Origin of the sequence: Burkholderia sp. 8Y (assembly GCF_902506145.1) — a bacterium.
Classification (GTDB): domain Bacteria; phylum Pseudomonadota; class Gammaproteobacteria; order Burkholderiales; family Burkholderiaceae; genus Caballeronia.
Map to the genome: position 1 here is coordinate 3,024,705 of NZ_LR733520.1, position 16,671 is coordinate 3,041,375.

Consider the following 16,671-nt stretch of genomic DNA (forward strand, 5'->3'; position numbering starts at 1 on the left):
AGGATGAAGCGGAGCGCACGCAGAATGCGAGCGCCTTGGGGCGCGATTGTATAGTAAAAGCGGGCCGCGACGCGTTCTGAATTGCCTAGAGGAAACCACTAAGCCTTTGTGCAGAATGCTTTGCGGTCTATGTGGTTGTTTAGTAAAACGGTGCGAATGAATGGCGCGGCGCGGAGTGCAACGAGGCGATGCATGATGCCCGACGCCCGAACCTAGGCTACGCCCGTGCTTGCGAACTGAACGCCAACCTCACGCCTTTCACCGCCGCTCATATCAAGATCACTTCATAAGGCCGCGTCAGCCGCGCAAGCACATGCTCCGCCAAAACCGCCGCCTGCCCCGTCGCCGTGTCCGGCTCCAATTGACTGCGGAACGCCTGCACGGCTCTCAGCTTGCGGGCATGTGTCGCTTCGTCGAGCACGATCCTGCGGGCGCGGCTCCACGGTACACGCGTATCGTCGGGCGACGCCCAGTGCCAGGTGCAGAGCGGCACCTCCACGAAAGCCAGCCCAAGCGAAGCGGCGGTCGAGAAGGCCGCGCGCCCGACCGCTTCGTGGTCCGGATGCCCGTCGTGACGCCAGGTCGCGAAGACGATGTCGTCGGGCTGCAAATGCTTCTCCAGGTAGCCCGCCAAGTCCGGCTCGATCTCATCCGCGCTGCCGTGTCGCAGCCCGAGTCTTGCCACCTGCACGTTTCGCAGGTGCAGCCGCTGCAATGCCTCGCGCGTTTCCATCGGGCGAACGGCGGCCAGGCGCTCTGGGGTCCACGCGGTGGAATTCGGGTGACTCGCGGTGCCGTCCGTGACCGCGACGATCAGAAGATTCCTGCTCGTTTCCGATAGCAGTGCGAGCAATCCGCCCGTGCCGAGCACTTCGGCGTCCGGGTGCGGCGCGACGACGACCGCGCGTGCGCCGGGCGGCACGAGATCGCCCGGATGCACTTCCGGCAATGCGCCGAGACGCCCCCAACTCTGCCATGCGGCTTCCGGCGTGCCGTGGGCGGAAAGCTCGTCCTGAGGCGCCGGCGTCACGCGCGCTTTCAGTGTAGCCATGAAATGCTCTCCTTCTTCATTCGCGCGCGGACTCACTGAGGCGCCGCGACGCGACGCGCGTCATAGCCGACGCGGCGCGCGCAATCGCGCGATGCCGGATGGTCCGAATGAGCGGCTCCTGGCAGCATGAGTTCATGGATGACTGGCGCGCTGTTCATGGCTTTCCCCGTGGTCGCGTATGTGATGTGACCGCAGTGTGGCAAGCCACGTACCCGCGCGATACTCGGCCCAACGGCATAGGCACGAGCGTCTGACCACCAGCATTCGATGTCCTCATGATGCTGCTCATGGGCAGGTTATCTTGCCTATGCCGTTCGGCCGAGTCGATCTTGCGTGACGCCTGCGCTCAAATAACGAAAAGGCCGCACGAGGCGGCCTTATCACGAAGCGGAGTGAGTCATGCAGCGATCAACGGCGAGCGGGTGCCCCGACGGTTTTGCTTTCCCGTACGGGTTCGGCGGCGGTCCGGCGCGAGCCCCAACGCTGCGCGAGCACCGCGCAGACCATCAACTGAATCTGATGGAAGAGCATCAACGGCAACACCACGGCACCCACCGCGTGCGACGCGAAGATGACCTTCGCCATCGGGATGCCGGACGCGAGGCTCTTCTTCGAGCCGCAGAAGATGATGGTGATTTGATCCGCGCGGCTGAAGCCGAGGCGTTTCGCGCTGAACGCCGTGATAAAGAGCGCCGCCGCCAGCAGAATAATGTTCACGACGAGCAGCCCCGCCAGCGCGGACACGGGAATCGAATGCCAGATACCTTCATTCACCGCTTCGCTGAACGCCACGTAGACGACCAGCAGAATCGAACCTTGATCGACGAACTTCAGCACAGGCTTGTGCCGGTCCACCCACTTGCCGATGGCGGGCCGCAGCAATTGTCCGGCAACGAACGGCACCAGCAATTGCAGCACGATATTGCCGACGGTGTGCCACGGAGAGCCGGTGGTCGCGCCGTGATTGCTCACGAGCAGCCCGACGAGCGCGGGCGTGATGAATATGCCGAGCAGACTGGACGCCGACGCGCTGCACACGGCGGCCGGCACGTTGCCCTTGGCCATGGACGTGAAAGCGATGGACGACTGTACCGTCGACGGCAACGTACACAGGAACAGGATTCCGGTGTACAGCGCCGGGGTGACGAGCGGGCTCAAGAGAGGCTTGAACGCGATGGCGAGCACCGGAAACATGACGAAAGTGCTGAGCAGCACGAGCAGATGCAGGCGCCAGTGCGTGGCACCCGCCACAATCGCTTCGCGGGACAGCTTCGCGCCGTGCAGGAAAAACAGCAGCCCGATGGCGATGTCGGTGATCCAGTTGAACGCGACCGCCGCATTGCCGCGGCACGGCAGCACGCTCGCGATGATGACCGTGCCGATCAGCGCCAGCGTGAAATTGTCAGGAAGGAGTTTGGGCCGTGCCATCAAGAAGTCTCGCACTCGGGCGCTGCCGGGCCGTTCGCTCGGTCAAGCGTCGCGTCAGGGAAAACCATGATTTTCGCCTGCGGGCGATTAAATTGGCAAATTCATTTCTCAGATCGATTGATTCCCGTTGCGCATTAAACACGGCTGCAGCCTTGGGAGCGTACAGCAACTTCCAGACCGCGACGGCTGGGCAAAGCCGCAAACGAGCGCCTTAAATTCATCCTATCAATTCACCCGCAAATAAGGATGTCGAAGTAAAAAAACTCTGACGTAACATGGTGTTACAACCATCGCGCCGGCCTAACACTTTTTGGCTCGACGGGTGCCGCCAAGGTCAATAAATTGTTGGATGCGCCGGTCGGAGCGGTGCGTGTCGGTCGATGCCGCTCAACACCCTGCTCCGTAAGCATCAACGAGGCTGGCGTCCGTTTGACGGTTCGGCGCAGCGAGCAGCGGCGGTTCCGTCGAATATTCGTGCTGGTTGCAGGCAGTTCTGACATGGCGCCCATAGGCTTTCGCAAGACGACTCGGTTCTTCGCTTCCACCGCGCTCCTCGCGCTCGCGGCGGCGGGATCGCTCGCGCTGGCGGGGCCGCGCTCCGAGTGGCTGTCGCCGGCCGTTTTCAGCGATTCCGCCGCGAGCCGCCAGTCTCTGCATGCCACCCCGGTTGCCGCAAAGGACGGCCTCACGCCCGTGAGCGCCGAACTGCACCCGACGCCGCGCGGCGAGCAGGCCGCGCCGTTCCGCGGCACGGGTTCGATCCGCGCCGACATCACGCGCTACAACGAAGAACGCAATGTGCCGCGTCCGCAGGGCCGCCCGTCGGACGATGGCCGCGCGCCCGCTGCATCGAACTTTCGCAATTAAGCGAGCAGCCTCGCTGCGGATCGCGGAACTCGTGTTTCGTCTCAGTTAACGAAAAATAATTGGCGCGTCCAGCGCGCATGTCACGGTGACGTAATCTCGCCACAGCGAGGCGTCACTTTTCCTGTCAGACATTCCCCTCTTTTTCCCGCGCAAGGACAATGCGGCCTTCGGCTCATTGCGCGTTCCCTTTTGTTTCGAAACGGCTTTCATCGCGTCGTGAGGCGCGCCGTGCCTGCTTTCCCGCGCGCTTGCCTCGCGTGAGTCGCAGGCGCGAGAAGCGGCCGGCCTTCGCGTGACCGAGGGCCGCCATCGACGCTTCGGTGATGGAGTACTCGAAACGCTATACCCGCAATAACGAGAAAGATTTTTGACCGGATAAATGGTCCGTAAAGATGGTGCCGCTCCACACGCGATGCCTCTCGCCAGAAGCCCATTACGCCGGTCAGACGAGGCGAGCGCCGTGTTCCTCGCCCGCCACGCTTTTAATTTTCGACAAACGACAGGAGAGTTCATGAAGGCAACCGTCAACCGTGCGCCGCAGAAAACGGTGAAAGCAGCGGTCAAGGCCACCGCAATCGCAGCGATGATCGGCTGTTTCAGCGCGGGCGCGGCCCACGCACAGTCGAGCGTGTCGCTGTACGGCCAGGTCGACGAATGGGTCGGCGCAACCAAGTTTCCCGGCGGCCAACGCGCATGGAATGTCAGCGGCGGCGGAATGTCGACGTCCTACTGGGGCTTGAAGGGCTCCGAGGATCTCGGCAACGGCTACAAGGCGATCTTCACGCTCGAAAGCTTTTTCCGCGCGCAGAACGGTCAATACGGCCGCTTCCAGGGCGACACGTTCTTCGCTCGTAACTCGTATGTCGGCATTCAAGGTCCGATCGGTACGTTCACCGCCGGCCGCCTGACCACGCAGCTCTTCGTCTCGACGATCCTGTTCAACCCGTTCGTCGATTCGTACGTTTTCTCGCCGATGGTGTCGCACGTGTTCCTCGGCCAAGGCACGTTCCCGACCTACACGACGGATCAGGGCGTCACGGGCGACTCGGGCTGGAACAACGCTGTCCAGTACACGACGCCTGACTTCAACGGCCTCTCCGGCAGCGCGATGTACGCGTTCGGCAACAGCGCCGGCGACAACCGTTCGAAGAAGTACAGCGCGCAGTTCCTGTACTTCCACGGCGGCTTCGCGGCGACCGGCGTCTACCAGTACGTGAACTTCAACAACACGCCGGGCGATCTGCCGACGTCCAATGCGTTCACCACGCCCGGGTTCAAGAGCCAGAGTGTCGCGCAACTGGGCGCGTCCTACGACATGAAGTACGTCAAATTTTTCGCGCAGTACATGTACACGAAAAACGACATCGAACCGACCTCGTTTCACGTCAACACGGGCCAGGGCGGCGTGACCGTGCCGGTCGGCCCCGGCACCGTGATGGCGTCGTACGCGTATTCGCGCAGCAACGGCGGGCTCGATCAGACGCACAAGAGCTGGGCCCTCGGCTACGACTACCCGCTCTCGAAGCGCACGGACGTCTACGCTGCGTATCTGAACGACAAGTACACGGGCATGTCGTCGGGCGATACGTTCGGCGTCGGCATCCGCGCGAAGTTCTGAGCGCAGCGGGCAAGCCCCAAACGAAAACACCGCGCCGAGTGCGCGGTGTTTTTTTTGCGAAGCCTCAAAAAGCCAATCAACGAATCGCGAGCCGTGTCTTCGCGTCCTCATACTCCTGCTTCATCCGCGCGACCAGTTCGGCGACGCTCGGCGTGTCGTGCATCAGGCCGACGCCTTGACCCGCGCCCCAGATGTCCTTCCACGCCTTCGCCTTGCTCGAGCCATCGCCGAAATTCATCGCGGTTTTGTCGGATTCGGGCAGCGCGTCCGGATCGAGCCCCGCGTTCACGATGCTCCGGCGAATGTAGTTGCCGTGCACGCCCGTGAAAAGATTCGTGTAGACGATGTCTGACGCGCTCGATTCGACGATGGCCTGCTTGTAGCTGTCGAGTGCATGCGCCTCGCGCGTCGCGATGAAGCGCGTGCCCATGTACGCGAGGTCCGCGCCCATCGCCTGCGCCGCGAGAATCGAGCCGCCGTTGGCGATCGATCCCGACAGCACGATCGGTCCGTCGAAGACGCGCCGCACTTCGCCGACGAGCGCGAACGGCGACGTCGTGCCCGCGTGCCCGCCCGCGCCGGCCGCGACGAGAATCAGCCCGTCGACGCCCGCTTCCAGCGCCTTCTGCGCGTGCCGCAGATTGATGACGTCGTGCAGCACGATGCCGCCATACGAATGCACCGCGTCGATCATCTCCTTGACCGGCGCGCGCAGGCTCGTGATGAAAATCGGCACCTTGTGCTCCACGCACACGCGCACGTCGTGTTCGAGCCGCGCGTTGGACTGATGCACGATCTGGTTCACCGCGATCGGGCCGATGACCGCATCCGGATTCGCCGCCTTGTGCGCCGCGAGCGACGCCTGAATCTGCGTGAGCCATTCATCGAGCATTTCAGCCGGCCGCGCGTTCAGCGCGGGGAACGACCCGACGATCCCCGCCTTGCATTGCGCGAGCACGAGTTCGGGATAGCTGACGATGAACATCGGCGAGCCGATAACGGGAAGCGCCAGATTCTTGAGGACGGCTGGAAGGGCCATGAGACGAGTCTCCTGATGTTGTCATCTCGTTTCGACGCTAGCGTTAGCATGCCCGAAGCGATGCATTGGAACGATCGTTCGATTATAGGCATGGCGGGGCTGCTGCGAGGCGGCCAAATCCGAGTGAATCCTCGGTTTTCGGGCATTTCCGGCGTTCCGCGAGTGAGCATTCGCAGCGCCACGCCTACAATGACTCGCACAGCGACAACAAGAACGCATCATGTCTTTCGCAGCCTTCGAGCCGTTCCTTGTCGACGCCGCGGGCGTCGCGATTGCAGGCGTGAAGGGCGGCGGCGGCCCGCCGCTCCTGCTGCTGCACGGCCATCCGCAGACGCACGAAATCTGGCACAAGTGCGCCGACGTTCTCGCGCGCCACTTCACGGTCATCGCAACGGATCTGCGCGGCTATGGCGCGTCGGCGAAGCCCGAAAGCGACGACGCGCACACGCCCTATTCGAAGCGCGCGATGGCCGCCGATCAGGTCGCCGTGATGCGGCACTTCGGCTTCGAGCACTTTCTCGTCTGCGCGCACGATCGCGGCGCGCGCGTCGCGCATCGCATGGCGATGGACTTCCCTGACGCCGTCGATCGGCTGATGCTGCTCGACATCGCCCCGACGCTCGCCATGTACGAAGCGACGAACCGCGAATTCGCGACCGCGTATTTCCACTGGTTCCTGCTGATCCAGCCGTCGCCGCTGCCGGAACTGCTGATCGGCGGCAATCCGGACGCGTATATCGACCGGGTGATGGGCAATCGTCACGCGGGACTCGCGCCCTTCGCGCCGCACGCGTTGCAGGCGTACCGCGATGCGCTCGCGCAGCCGGGCGCGGTCTACGCGATGTGCGAGGACTATCGCGCGTCGGCGAGCATCGACCTGGAGCACGATCGCGCGGACCTCGAACGCGGGCTGAAGATCGCGTGTCCGCTGCGCGTGCTGTGGGGCGAAGCGGGCGTGATTGCGCAATGCTTCGACGCGCTCGGCGAATGGCGGCGAGTCGCACGGGACGTCAGCGGCCGCGCGCTGCCGTGCGGGCACTACATTCCCGAGGAACAGCCGGACCTGTTGATCGACGAGATGCTCGCGTTCTTCGACGCACAGGCATGACGAGCCGGCGTCATCCATCTGTAGGGAAAGCACCGATGCACGGGGTATATCGTCGGGTTACGATCGACTCGACGTTGATCACGTCTATGTTCGCCGCTTGCCGTAGCTGACAAGCGGCTTTCTTTTTGGTCTCGCGATCCCCGTCATTCAGGCGAGAGCAACGACGCCCGCGTCCACCTTCACTGCGCCCGCCTGCGCCAGTTCCCCGACGATTTTCTCCAGCAACGCGCGGCGCTCGCCCGGCGCGGCGAGTGTATGGGCGGCGGCGCGCATGACGCGGGCGGTCGCGGTCGTCGCGAAGAGGGCGTCGAAGCTCATTGCGCGCACTTCCATCAGCTTGAACACGATCAGCACCTTCAGCGCGTTCTTCGCATTGCGGGCGGGGTCGGCCTGCAAGTAGTCGAGCCGCGACGACGCGGCATCCAGTGCGCGCGCCACGTCCGTGAACGGCGCGCCGTGGCCGGGAATCACGAGACGAACGTCGAGCCGCGCGATGAGATCGAGCACCGCGCGTTCTTCGGCGAAACCGCTCGCGCCTTCCACTTCCGGAAAGATCACGCCGAAGCCGTTCTCCCACAGCGCGTCCGCGCTGATGAGTATGCGGGCGTCGGCGCAATAGAGCATCAGCGAATGCGGGTGATGCCCCGGCGCACCCAGCACGGACCACGACAGCCCGCCGAGCGCGAGCGTCGCGCCGCTTGCGATGGTGCCCGTGAAGCCGAAGCGGTCGCAACTCTGGCCGGTGGCGTTGAATGTGAGCGCGTGCTCGTCCCATTCGCGCACGGCGTCGGCGTCGCCGGCGGGAATCAACGTGTCGCACGCATATGTTTGCTGGAGCAGCGCGTTGCCGCCGCAGTGATCCGAGTGCAGATGCGTGTTGACGATCAGATCGAGCTTGCGCGCGCCGAGTTTCTGCCGGACGAGCGACAACGTTTGCGTCGCGTGGGAGACGTAGCCCGTATCGACGAGCGCCGTGCCTCCGTCGCTCTCGAAGAGCACATTGTTGGACGAGAGCCAGCCGCGCTCGAAGACGGTCATGGAGTCGGGTAGCGCGTTCACGGCGCGGTCTCCTTCGGCATGACGACGATGGTCGCCGTTGCCTTCATCACGGTTTCGCCGAGTTGATTGTGGGCGCCGCCTTCGAGCTTCGCGAGATCGCCGCCGAGGCTCGCTTTCCACTTCGCCTCGACGACTTGCCAGCGCATCGTGAGCACGTCGCCGGCTTTCACGGCGCGCGTCAGCTTGATGCCGAATTCGAGGCCGAGCGGCTGCGCGTATCGCGCGAAGTGGTCGGCGATCATCGCCATGAGATGCGCGGTCGGCTGCGTGCCGGACGCGATCAGCGCGCCGAAGCGGCTCGCGCGGGCGTAGGCCTCGTCGTAATGCAGCGGGTTCGTGTCGTTGACGAGCGTCGCGAACCGGCGAATGGAATCGGCCGGCAGCGGGAGCGTCGCCTCGAACGATTCGCCGAGCATCACGACGCGCGCCCCTTGCCGGCGGCTCGCGACGCGCGCGAGCACGCTGCGCTTCGCGGCGTCGTCATACGCGCTCCACGCGGCGATTTCGTCGAGAGTGCGAAAGCAGCCGTCGCAGAAGTTCGTTTGCGGGTTCATGCGGCAGATATCGACGCACGGCGAGGGCGCGCCGTTCATTGCGCGGCCGTCTCGCGCAGCGCGACATTGACAACAGGCGCGCCCGTCAGATCGATCAACTCCTGCGGCGACAGATTGAAGACCGCATGCGGATGCCCGGCTGCGGCCCACAGGCTGTCGAGCGCGAGCAGGTCTTCGTCGATCAGCGTGACCGGCTCGACGGCATGCCCGATCGGGCACACGCCGCCGATCGCGTAGCCGGTGTTTTCACGCACGAACTTCGCATCGGCGCGGCCAAGTGCGCCGACGCGCGCCGCGACTTTCGCTTCGTCCACGCGATTCGCGCCGCTCGCGATCACGAGCACGGGCGCATCGTCTTCGCGGCGGCGGAAAAGAATCGACTTCGCGATTTGCGCAACCGAGCAGCCGAGCCCGGCCGCCGCTTCCGCCGACGTCTTCCCGGTCTCGGGCAGCATCACGACGGGATGCGGATGACCGCGTTCCTGCAACAGCCGCGCGACGCGGCGCGCGGAATCGGGCAGAGCTTCGATAGGGGTGGGTTCGATCATGGCGTTCCTCTTCAAGACACTGCTCAGACGCAGACTTCGCCGGTCTTCTTCTTCGCGAGCAACGCGCGGCCCGCGCGCGAGGCGCTCGGCTTGCCGATTGCGCGCGAGATGAAGTCGCCGGTTTCGACGAGTTGATCCAGATCCACGCCCGTCTCGATGCCGAGTCCGTTCATCAGATACACGACGTCCTCGGTCGCCACGTTGCCGGTCGCGCCCTTCGCGTACGGACAGCCGCCGAGCCCCGCCACCGACGCATGAAAAATCTCGATGCCTTCGAGCAGCGCCGCATAGATGTTGCCGATGGCCTGGCCGTAGGTATCGTGAAAGTGCCCGGACAGACGCTCGCGCGGGAACACCTTCGATGCCGCCGCGACGACTTCGCGCGTGCGCTCAGGCGTGCCGACGCCGATGGTATCCGCGATATCGATTTCGTCGCAGCCGAGCGCCTTCATCCGCTCGACCACGTCCACCACGGACGCCACGCTGACTTCGCCCTGATACGGACAGCCGAGCGCGCACGAAATGCTGGCGCGCAGCCGCATTCCGGCTTCTTTCGCGGCCTTCGCGACCGGCTCGAAACGCGCGATGCTCTCCGCGATACTGCAATTAATGTTTTTCTGCGAGAACGCCTCGCTTGCCGCGCCGAAGATCACGACTTCGTCGGCTTTGGCTTCCAGCGCGCCTTCGTAGCCGCGCATGTTCGGCGTGAGCACCGAGTAGATCGTGCCCGGCCGGCGCTCGATGCCCGCCATCAGCGCGGCGGCGTCGGCCATTTGCGGCACCCATTTCGCGGAGACGAACGACGTCGCCTCGACATTCACGATGCCCGCGCGCGCGAGCCGGTTCACGAGTTCGATCTTCGTCTCGGTGGCGACGAATTCCTTCTCGTTTTGCAGGCCGTCGCGCGGCGCGACTTCGACGATTTTCACTTTGGCCGGAAGCATGGCTGTCTCCTTTATAAACCCCGCGCGATTCAATAACCGCGCTTGAAATCCACGATGCCGCTGATCGCTTCGCCGCGCGCGAGCGCCTTGATCTTCGCCGCGATCTGCACGACGCTTTCCTCACGCAGCGTTTCCGCCGAGATATGCGGCGTGACGCTGATGCGCGGGTGCCGCCAGAACGGATGATCGGCCGGCAGCGGCTCGGTATGGAACACGTCGAGCATCGCGCGGGCGAGTTGTCCGCTGTCGAGCGCGGCGAGCAGGTCGGCATCGACGAGATGCGGGCCGCGCGCCACGTTCACGAGATACGCGCCGCGAGCGAGCCTGCCGAATGCGCGGGCGTTCAGGATACCTTCGGTATCCGGCGTGTGCGGCAGCAGATTGATGAGCACCTTCACGCCGCCGAGGAACGCATCGAACTGCTCGGGGCCGGCATGGACCGCGACGCCTTCGATGTCCTTCGGCGTGCGGCTGTAGCCGCGCACCGGCACGCCGAGCGCGACCAGCGAACGCGCCACTTCCGCGCCGAGCACGCCCAGCCCCAGCACGCCGACCGTGAAGGTCTTGCGCGCGTGCTGCGGCAGCTTCTGCCAGCGGCCTTCGCGTTGCAGGGCTTCGTATTCGTCGAAGCGGCGCATGAAGCGCAGCACCGCATGGCTCGCGTACTCGACCATCTGCTGCGCCATGCCGGTGTCTTCCAGACGCACGAGCATGGCGTTGGGCGGCAGCGTGCCGGGCTCCTTGCGCTCGACGTCGAGAATGGCATCGACGCCCGCGCCGAGATTGAATACGGCCTTCAAGTCCGGCCGGTTCGCGAACAATTCGCGCGGCGCGCGCCAGACGACGGCGTAATCGGCGGGCGCGGTGTCGCCGGGTTCCCAGACGCGCACGTCGGCTTCCGGCAGTTCGCGGGCGAAATCCCGCAGCCACGCGTCGATATCCGTGTTCTGCTCGTAGAAGACGATCTTCATGCGGCTCATTTGGCGAACAACTGGCCGATGTCGTTGAACGCCTTGAATTCGAGCGCGTTGCCGCAGGGGTCGAGGAAAAACATCGTCGCCTGCTCGCCGACTTCGCCCTTGAAGCGGATATGCGGCTCGATGATGAACGTCGTCCCCACGCCCTTCAGCCGTTCGGCGAGCGCGTGCCAGTCGCCCATCGAAAGCACGACGCCGAAGTGGCGCACCGGCACGGCGTCGCCATCGACGGCGTTCTTCGCGGCGGGACGCGCTTCGTCCGGCGAGAGATGCGCGACCAGCTGATGCCCGAAGAAATTGAAATCGACCCAGTCGGGCGAACTGCGGCCTTCCGGACAGCCGAGCAACTCCCCGTAGAACGCGCGCGCGTCCTCGAGACTGGTGACGGGAAAGGCCAGGTGAAACGGCTGGAGCGTGCGTTGCGTCCTGGAATGGTCCGCGTGCTCGAAGCGGCCGGCGGATTCATCGGGTAGATCGGACATGCGGCCTCCGTGTTGGGGCGTTGTGGCGGCGTTGTGGCGACGTTATGGCGACGTTATGGCGACGATGTTGCGATTCGGACCATTTTACGGTGACGGCGGGCTCGGCGCGCGGCTTCGAATATCCAAATGACGATTGAATCGTTCGCGGCGGCGCTGCATCACGCGAGAATGACGCATGAATCGAACGCAGCCGAGGCACGCATGAACATGAACGACGAACCCTTCCGCCGGCCCGTGCTCGTGACCGTGCCGGGACTGCACGGCAGCGAAGGCGCGCACTGGCAGAGCTGGCTGGAACGGCAATACGTGGAGGCGTCGCGGGTCGAGCAGGCCGACTGGGATGCGCCGCATCTCGATGAATGGGCGAGCGCCGTCGAAGCGCGGCTCGACGCCTTGCGGCGGCCCGCGGTGCTCGCCGCGCACAGCTTCGGCTGTCTCGCGGTTGCGCATGCGTTCAGGCGCGCGCGCAGCCGTGCGCTCACGCGCGTGACGGGCGTGCTGTTGGTCGCCCCGGCGAGCCCGGACAAGTTCCGTCTCGCGGGGCGCTTCGAAGCGGAACGTCTGTCCGTGCCGTCGATTCTCGTCGGCAGCCAGACGGACCCGTGGATGCCCATCGACCGCGCGCGCGATCTCGCGCAGCATCTGGGCAGCGCGTTCGTGAATTTCGGCGATGCCGGCCACATCAACACGGCGGCCGGCTTCGGTCCGTGGCCGCACGCGAAGTATCTCGTCGATACGCTCGCGCACTACGCCCCGCCCGCGCCGTCCGAGCCGTCCGAGCCGTCCGAGCCGAACGGCGCGCGGGAGCGGTCGCCGCGCGAACACGCGTATGGCTGATGGCTGCGCCGCGCATTCCATAACATGGATGGCCGCCTGCGCGCGGCCTTTCGCTTTTATATTCCAGGGAGTCTCATGGCGGCATTCAGGCAAGTCGGGCTCGCGGCATGGATCATGGCGGCTTCCGCCGCGCACGCGGACACCACGCTGCTCAACGTCTCTTACGACGTCACGCGCGAGCTGTACAAGGACATCGACGCGGCGTTCGTCGCGGACTACAAGAAGCGCACGGGCGAGACGGTGTCGGTGAGGCAGTCGCATGGCGCGTCGAGCGCGCAGGCGTTATCGGTGATGCAGGGCTTGCAGGCGGATGTCGCGACGATGAACCAGCCGAACGACATCGACCTGCTCGCCGAGCGCGGACAACTCGTGCCGGCGAACTGGCGCACGCGCCTGCCGAACGGCAGCGCGCCGTACACGACGACGATGGTGTTCCTCGTGCGCCACGGCAACCCGAAGCACATCAAGGATTGGAGCGATCTCGCGCGGCCCGGCGTGCAGGTTGTCATCGCGAATCCGAAGACATCGGGTAACGGCCGTTACACGTATCTTGCGGCGTGGGGCTACAAGAAGCAGCAGGGCGCGAGCGACGCGCAGGCGCAGGACTTCGAGAAAGCGATCTTCGCGAACGTGCCGGTGCTCGACACGGGCGGGCGCGGGGCGACGACGACGTTTACGCAGCGCGGCATCGGCGATGTGCTCGTCACGTTCGAGAACGAAGTGAGTTTGATCGGAACGGGCGCGGGCGCGAAGGACTTCGACGCGGTGTATCCGTCGTCGAGCTTGCTGGCGGAGCCGCCGGTTTCGATCGTCGACAAGGTGGTGGACAAGCGCGGCACGCGCAAGGAAGCGCAGGCGTACCTCGACTTTCTGTACGGCCCGCAGGCGCAGGAAATCATCGCGCAGCATCACTTGCGGCCGCGCAACGCGGACGTGCTCGCGAAGCATGCGAGCGAGTTCAAGCCGCTGAAGACGTTTACGGTGGAGCAGGTGTTCGGGAGCTGGCAGAAGGCGCAGCAGGCGCATTTCGCCGATGGGGGGACGTTTGATCAGGTGGTCGCCGAGAGGAAGTGAGGCTGGCGGGCGGTCGGGAATCGATGCAACGGCTGACTTCCCTCACCGCCCGCGACCGAATCGCGCCTCGCTCATTGGACGTCTCGAATGCTTCGAGCTCTGCAGTCCTCAAGCGACCTATCGTCGTGGTGGTCTATCCCATAAGCATACTTGCAGTAGACAAGGAGATCGCTTCGAACTTCAGGCGATAACTCAGTGATGGGCAACGGATCACCTTCATTCGCGAAAGGGTTGATGAACTCTCTCTTGTGCGTGAGACCCTTCTTGATGAAGTAGACGGCGTGTTCCTCGTGGTCGATTGACGAATGGTAGTAGCCCACACCCAAATAAAACCAGACTGATAGCAATGCCGCGGCGCCCAGCAGCACGGCTGCCACTCTTCTTTTCTTCATGACCCGTTCGCTCGCGGCGCGGATAGCGATAATTCCGAGCGTAGCCGCTTGACCACATCCATTCCCAGATTGCCTGGGCACGCTCGTCCTTTATGCGTTGCAAGCTGTTGATACTCTCGATGCCCGCCCAACCGCGCGATATTGAAAAAGTCCATGAGCACGCGACACAACGCGCGGCACGCGCCGATCTGAGGCCCTGTTGGCTCGTCGTGCCAAAATACGGCTCGATCGGTGACGATCCCGCCGATATTTATTAGCTTGTTCAAAAGTGACAAGCGACTGTATTCCTGTTCGTATGCCTCGCCTGCCTGTACGAGATCGGCAAGAAGAACGATTCCTAGTTTCCCGGTGTTATCGCCAGCAACGTGTTCCCCCGTGAACCTCACGTCTCGGGCCTCGTAAATTTCGCCCTGACAGGAGATGGCATAGTGATACCCTGCGTCGTTGAACGGCGGGATTCGTCCCATGTCCTCTGCCTGTAAGCGTTGCATCTCCTGAATGGAAGGCGAACCGCACGAGTAACTGCGGCCCGCGTGATGCAGGACGACGTCGTGATAGTCCCAATGACTCTCGCGCAACACTCCTCTCGGCGGTTTAGCGTGCCATGCCGAACGCTCGACCAACGGGTAGCCGCTTCGGGCGAGCGCGTTGATGATTGCTTGCCGAGTCGCGCCCTGGTTATTGACCGAAATGGCAGTGGCCGTGTCACGGGTGTTGCCCGCCGCAGAGTGCGCCCTAGTCCAATGGCGGATGCCGTAATCAAATGTCAACTCAGTCTCCGTTCACCGGAATCAGATTGCGCTTGGGCGATGAAAACACGGTGTGTATTTCAATGAGTTGCGTACCCTCGGTTTCGACCTTCGCATAACCGTTCGCATCCGTTCTGCATGATCGATGGACGCCCGACACAACGGCGATGACATCTTGATCTCGCAAAGGAAGGCCGGTTGCACTGTCTCGCATGCAGAACCAGGCTACGCATTGACCGGTTTGCTCTCTCTGGCGTGTAGCGGACTGCGCTGAGACTTCCGCGATCGTCGTAGCGCCAATGACGCCAAGCTTTTCCGCGAGGTCGTCATACCACGCTTCTCCTGCCAGCCGCGCGACTATCCGCGGATACTCCGGACAGTCGCAGACGACTACATCAGCGTCGAGAGCTATCTCGCTCCCGCCAATGGTCATGCGGCGCGGACCTCCATCCCTCGCGATGTAGCCTGTGGTCCGACAGACCGGACAGTAGACAGGGCCATTAATGAGTGCAGCTTGTTGTCCAGCATTGCCTAGTGTGAAAAACGGCCCTTTGCAGTAAGAGACCTCACCGCCGTTACTCAACTTGTCGCCGACAACTGCCATTCGGCGCATCATGAGAAAATCCTGAAGATTGATTCGTTGTACTTGATGACCGGCATGCATCGCTATCCCGCTGCTGAACGCTCACGCGTCTCGAAAGGAGTCAACAGGATACGAGAGCAGCGAAAAGCCGCAAGGGACGGTCAGCTGAGGAGTGCCGAAAACGTCAAACTATGACGAGATTGCGAAGTCTCGACGGCCGGCACCGTTGAAAGCGGCAGCATTTCGCCGATGGAGCAACGTTCGATCAGGTGTTAACGGATGGGAAGTGAGGCCAGCAGGGCTCGCGACCCCCTCGCAAGCCCCGCCGCCCGACCTCAATCCGCGCAGTGGCGCGCCGCCGTATCCTGCGCTGCTTCCGCCCGCATCCCCAGCCGCTCGATGAGCTTCCGGTCCGCTTCCGCCTGCGGATTACTCGTCGTCAGCAGTTGATCGCCGTAGAAGATCGAATTCGCGCCCGCAGCAAAACACAGCGCCTGCAACGCCTCGTCCATCTGCTCGCGACCAGCCGACAGGCGCACCATCGCCTTCGGCATCGTGATGCGCGCCACCGCGATCGTCCGCACGAACTCGAACGGATCGAGCGCCTCGGTGCCCGTCAGCGGCGTGCCCGCCACTTGCACGAGATTGTTGATCGGCACCGACTCCGGATACGGCTCCATGTTCGCGAGCTGCGAAATCAAACCCGCGCGCTCTCGCCGCGATTCGCCCATGCCGACGATCCCGCCGCAGCACACGTTGATGCCCGCATCCCGCACGTGATCGAGCGTATCGAGGCGATCCTGATAGGTGCGCGTCGAAATGATCTGGCCGTAGAACTCGGGCGACGTGTCGAGGTTGTGGTTGTAGTAATCGAGGCCGGCATCGCGCAACGCCTGCGCCTGATGCGACTCCAGCATGCCGAGCGTCACGCACGTTTCGAGGCCCATCGCCTTCACGCCGCGAATCATGTCCTTGATCGGCTCCAGATGACGGTCCTTCGGATTGCGCCACGCCGCGCCCATGCAAAAGCGCGTCGCGCCGTTGGCCTTCGCGGTTTCGGCGGCCTTCAGCACGGCATCGACTTCCATCAGCTTGTCGGCCTTCACGCCCGTTTCGTGATGCACGGACTGCGGGCAGTACGCGCAATCTTCCTCGCAGCCGCCGGTCTTGATCGACAACAGCGTGGAAAGCTGCACGGCGTTCGGATCGAAATGCTCGCGATGCACCGTCTGCGCGCGATACAGCAGGTCGTTGAACGGCAATTCGTAAAGCGCGACGACATCGGCGACGCGCCAGCGCGCGGGCGCTTGCGGTTGTGCTTTTGATTGAGCGTTGTCGGCAGTAAGAGTCTGCGTCATGTG

Annotated in this window: 17 protein-coding genes; 5 read left to right on the forward strand and 12 right to left on the reverse strand. The window is 63.8% G+C overall.

The genetic code is table 11. From position 1 onward, the window contains the following. Positions 1 to 268: 268 nt before the first annotated feature. Both GV035_RS24825 and GV035_RS24830 read right to left on the reverse strand, forming a co-directional pair. A complete protein-coding gene (locus tag GV035_RS24825; RefSeq protein ID WP_159837628.1) occupies positions 269 to 1,051 on the reverse strand; it encodes a PIG-L deacetylase family protein in 783 nt (260 codons plus the stop codon). Positions 1,052 to 1,459: 408 nt separating this feature from the next. Next, on the reverse strand, positions 1,460 to 2,479 hold the full coding sequence (locus tag GV035_RS24830; protein ID WP_159837630.1) for a bile acid:sodium symporter family protein: 1,020 nt from the start codon (positions 2,477 to 2,479) through the stop codon (positions 1,460 to 1,462). Between the two features lie 498 nt (positions 2,480 to 2,977). Here GV035_RS24830 and GV035_RS24835 point away from each other — a divergent pair, with 498 nt between their 5' ends. Both GV035_RS24835 and GV035_RS24840 read left to right on the forward strand, forming a co-directional pair. Further along, on the forward strand, positions 2,978 to 3,346 hold the full coding sequence (locus GV035_RS24835) for a hypothetical protein (RefSeq protein ID WP_159837632.1): 369 nt from the start codon (positions 2,978 to 2,980) through the stop codon (positions 3,344 to 3,346). A gap of 511 nt (positions 3,347 to 3,857) precedes the next feature. After that, positions 3,858 to 4,964 carry a porin gene (locus tag GV035_RS24840; protein WP_159837635.1) on the forward strand — a complete coding sequence of 369 codons (1,107 nt, stop codon included), beginning with the start codon at positions 3,858 to 3,860 and terminating at the stop codon, positions 4,962 to 4,964. A 76-nt stretch (positions 4,965 to 5,040) separates the two neighbouring features. Here the strand turns inward: GV035_RS24840 and GV035_RS24845 are convergent, their stop codons facing one another. Beyond that, positions 5,041 to 6,003 carry an NAD(P)H-dependent flavin oxidoreductase gene (locus GV035_RS24845; protein WP_159837637.1) on the reverse strand — a complete coding sequence of 321 codons (963 nt, stop codon included), beginning with the start codon at positions 6,001 to 6,003 and terminating at the stop codon, positions 5,041 to 5,043. A gap of 220 nt (positions 6,004 to 6,223) precedes the next feature. On the opposite strand from GV035_RS24845, the gene GV035_RS24850 reads away from it, so the two are divergent. Next, positions 6,224 to 7,111, forward strand: coding sequence for an alpha/beta fold hydrolase (locus GV035_RS24850; RefSeq protein WP_159837639.1), 888 nt, complete (start codon positions 6,224 to 6,226; stop codon positions 7,109 to 7,111). Positions 7,112 to 7,258: 147 nt separating this feature from the next. Here the strand turns inward: GV035_RS24850 and GV035_RS24855 are convergent, their stop codons facing one another. Genes GV035_RS24855 through GV035_RS24880 form a run of 6 tightly spaced genes read right to left on the reverse strand, consistent with a single transcriptional unit; the run spans position 7,259 to position 11,675 of the window. Then, on the reverse strand, positions 7,259 to 8,170 hold the full coding sequence (locus GV035_RS24855; RefSeq protein WP_159837641.1) for an MBL fold metallo-hydrolase: 912 nt from the start codon (positions 8,168 to 8,170) through the stop codon (positions 7,259 to 7,261). Continuing rightward, positions 8,167 to 8,724 (reverse strand): FAS1-like dehydratase domain-containing protein, encoded by a 558-nt coding sequence (locus tag GV035_RS24860; protein WP_236572713.1) that lies wholly within the window; start codon positions 8,722 to 8,724, stop codon positions 8,167 to 8,169. The genes GV035_RS24855 and GV035_RS24860 overlap by 4 nt, the downstream gene beginning before the upstream one ends. A gap of 35 nt (positions 8,725 to 8,759) precedes the next feature. Beyond that, on the reverse strand, positions 8,760 to 9,272 hold the full coding sequence (locus GV035_RS24865; RefSeq protein WP_159837645.1) for a YbaK/EbsC family protein: 513 nt from the start codon (positions 9,270 to 9,272) through the stop codon (positions 8,760 to 8,762). Between the two features lie 23 nt (positions 9,273 to 9,295). Beyond that, positions 9,296 to 10,216 carry a hydroxymethylglutaryl-CoA lyase gene (locus GV035_RS24870; protein WP_159837647.1) on the reverse strand — a complete coding sequence of 307 codons (921 nt, stop codon included), beginning with the start codon at positions 10,214 to 10,216 and terminating at the stop codon, positions 9,296 to 9,298. Between the two features lie 29 nt (positions 10,217 to 10,245). Further along, complete coding sequence (locus tag GV035_RS24875; protein WP_159837649.1) at positions 10,246 to 11,187, reverse strand: 2-hydroxyacid dehydrogenase; 942 nt, start codon at positions 11,185 to 11,187, stop codon at positions 10,246 to 10,248. 5 nt (positions 11,188 to 11,192) lie between these two features. Continuing rightward, positions 11,193 to 11,675, reverse strand: coding sequence for a VOC family protein (locus GV035_RS24880; protein ID WP_159837651.1), 483 nt, complete (start codon positions 11,673 to 11,675; stop codon positions 11,193 to 11,195). A 201-nt stretch (positions 11,676 to 11,876) separates the two neighbouring features. Between GV035_RS24880 and GV035_RS24885 the strand changes: the two genes are divergently transcribed. Next, entirely contained in the window at positions 11,877 to 12,512 is a 636-nt protein-coding gene (locus GV035_RS24885; RefSeq protein ID WP_236572783.1) for an RBBP9/YdeN family alpha/beta hydrolase, read from the forward strand. Positions 12,513 to 12,587: 75 nt separating this feature from the next. Further along, on the forward strand, positions 12,588 to 13,586 hold the full coding sequence (locus tag GV035_RS24890; RefSeq protein ID WP_159837653.1) for a sulfate ABC transporter substrate-binding protein: 999 nt from the start codon (positions 12,588 to 12,590) through the stop codon (positions 13,584 to 13,586). A 388-nt stretch (positions 13,587 to 13,974) separates the two neighbouring features. Here GV035_RS24890 and GV035_RS24900 read toward each other — a convergent pair whose 3' ends face one another. The 3 genes from GV035_RS24900 to bioB all read right to left on the reverse strand — a co-directional run bounded on the left by GV035_RS24900 (position 13,975) and on the right by bioB (position 16,668). Then, a complete protein-coding gene (locus GV035_RS24900; RefSeq protein ID WP_236572715.1) occupies positions 13,975 to 14,748 on the reverse strand; it encodes a peptidoglycan recognition protein family protein in 774 nt (257 codons plus the stop codon). Between the two features lies 1 nt (position 14,749). Then, positions 14,750 to 15,391: a PAAR domain-containing protein gene (locus tag GV035_RS24905; protein WP_159837657.1), complete on the reverse strand. Its 642-nt coding sequence runs from the start codon at positions 15,389 to 15,391 to the stop codon at positions 14,750 to 14,752. Between the two features lie 254 nt (positions 15,392 to 15,645). Beyond that, entirely contained in the window at positions 15,646 to 16,668 is a 1,023-nt protein-coding gene (gene bioB / locus GV035_RS24910) for a biotin synthase BioB (protein WP_159837659.1), read from the reverse strand. Positions 16,669 to 16,671 lie beyond the last annotated feature (3 nt).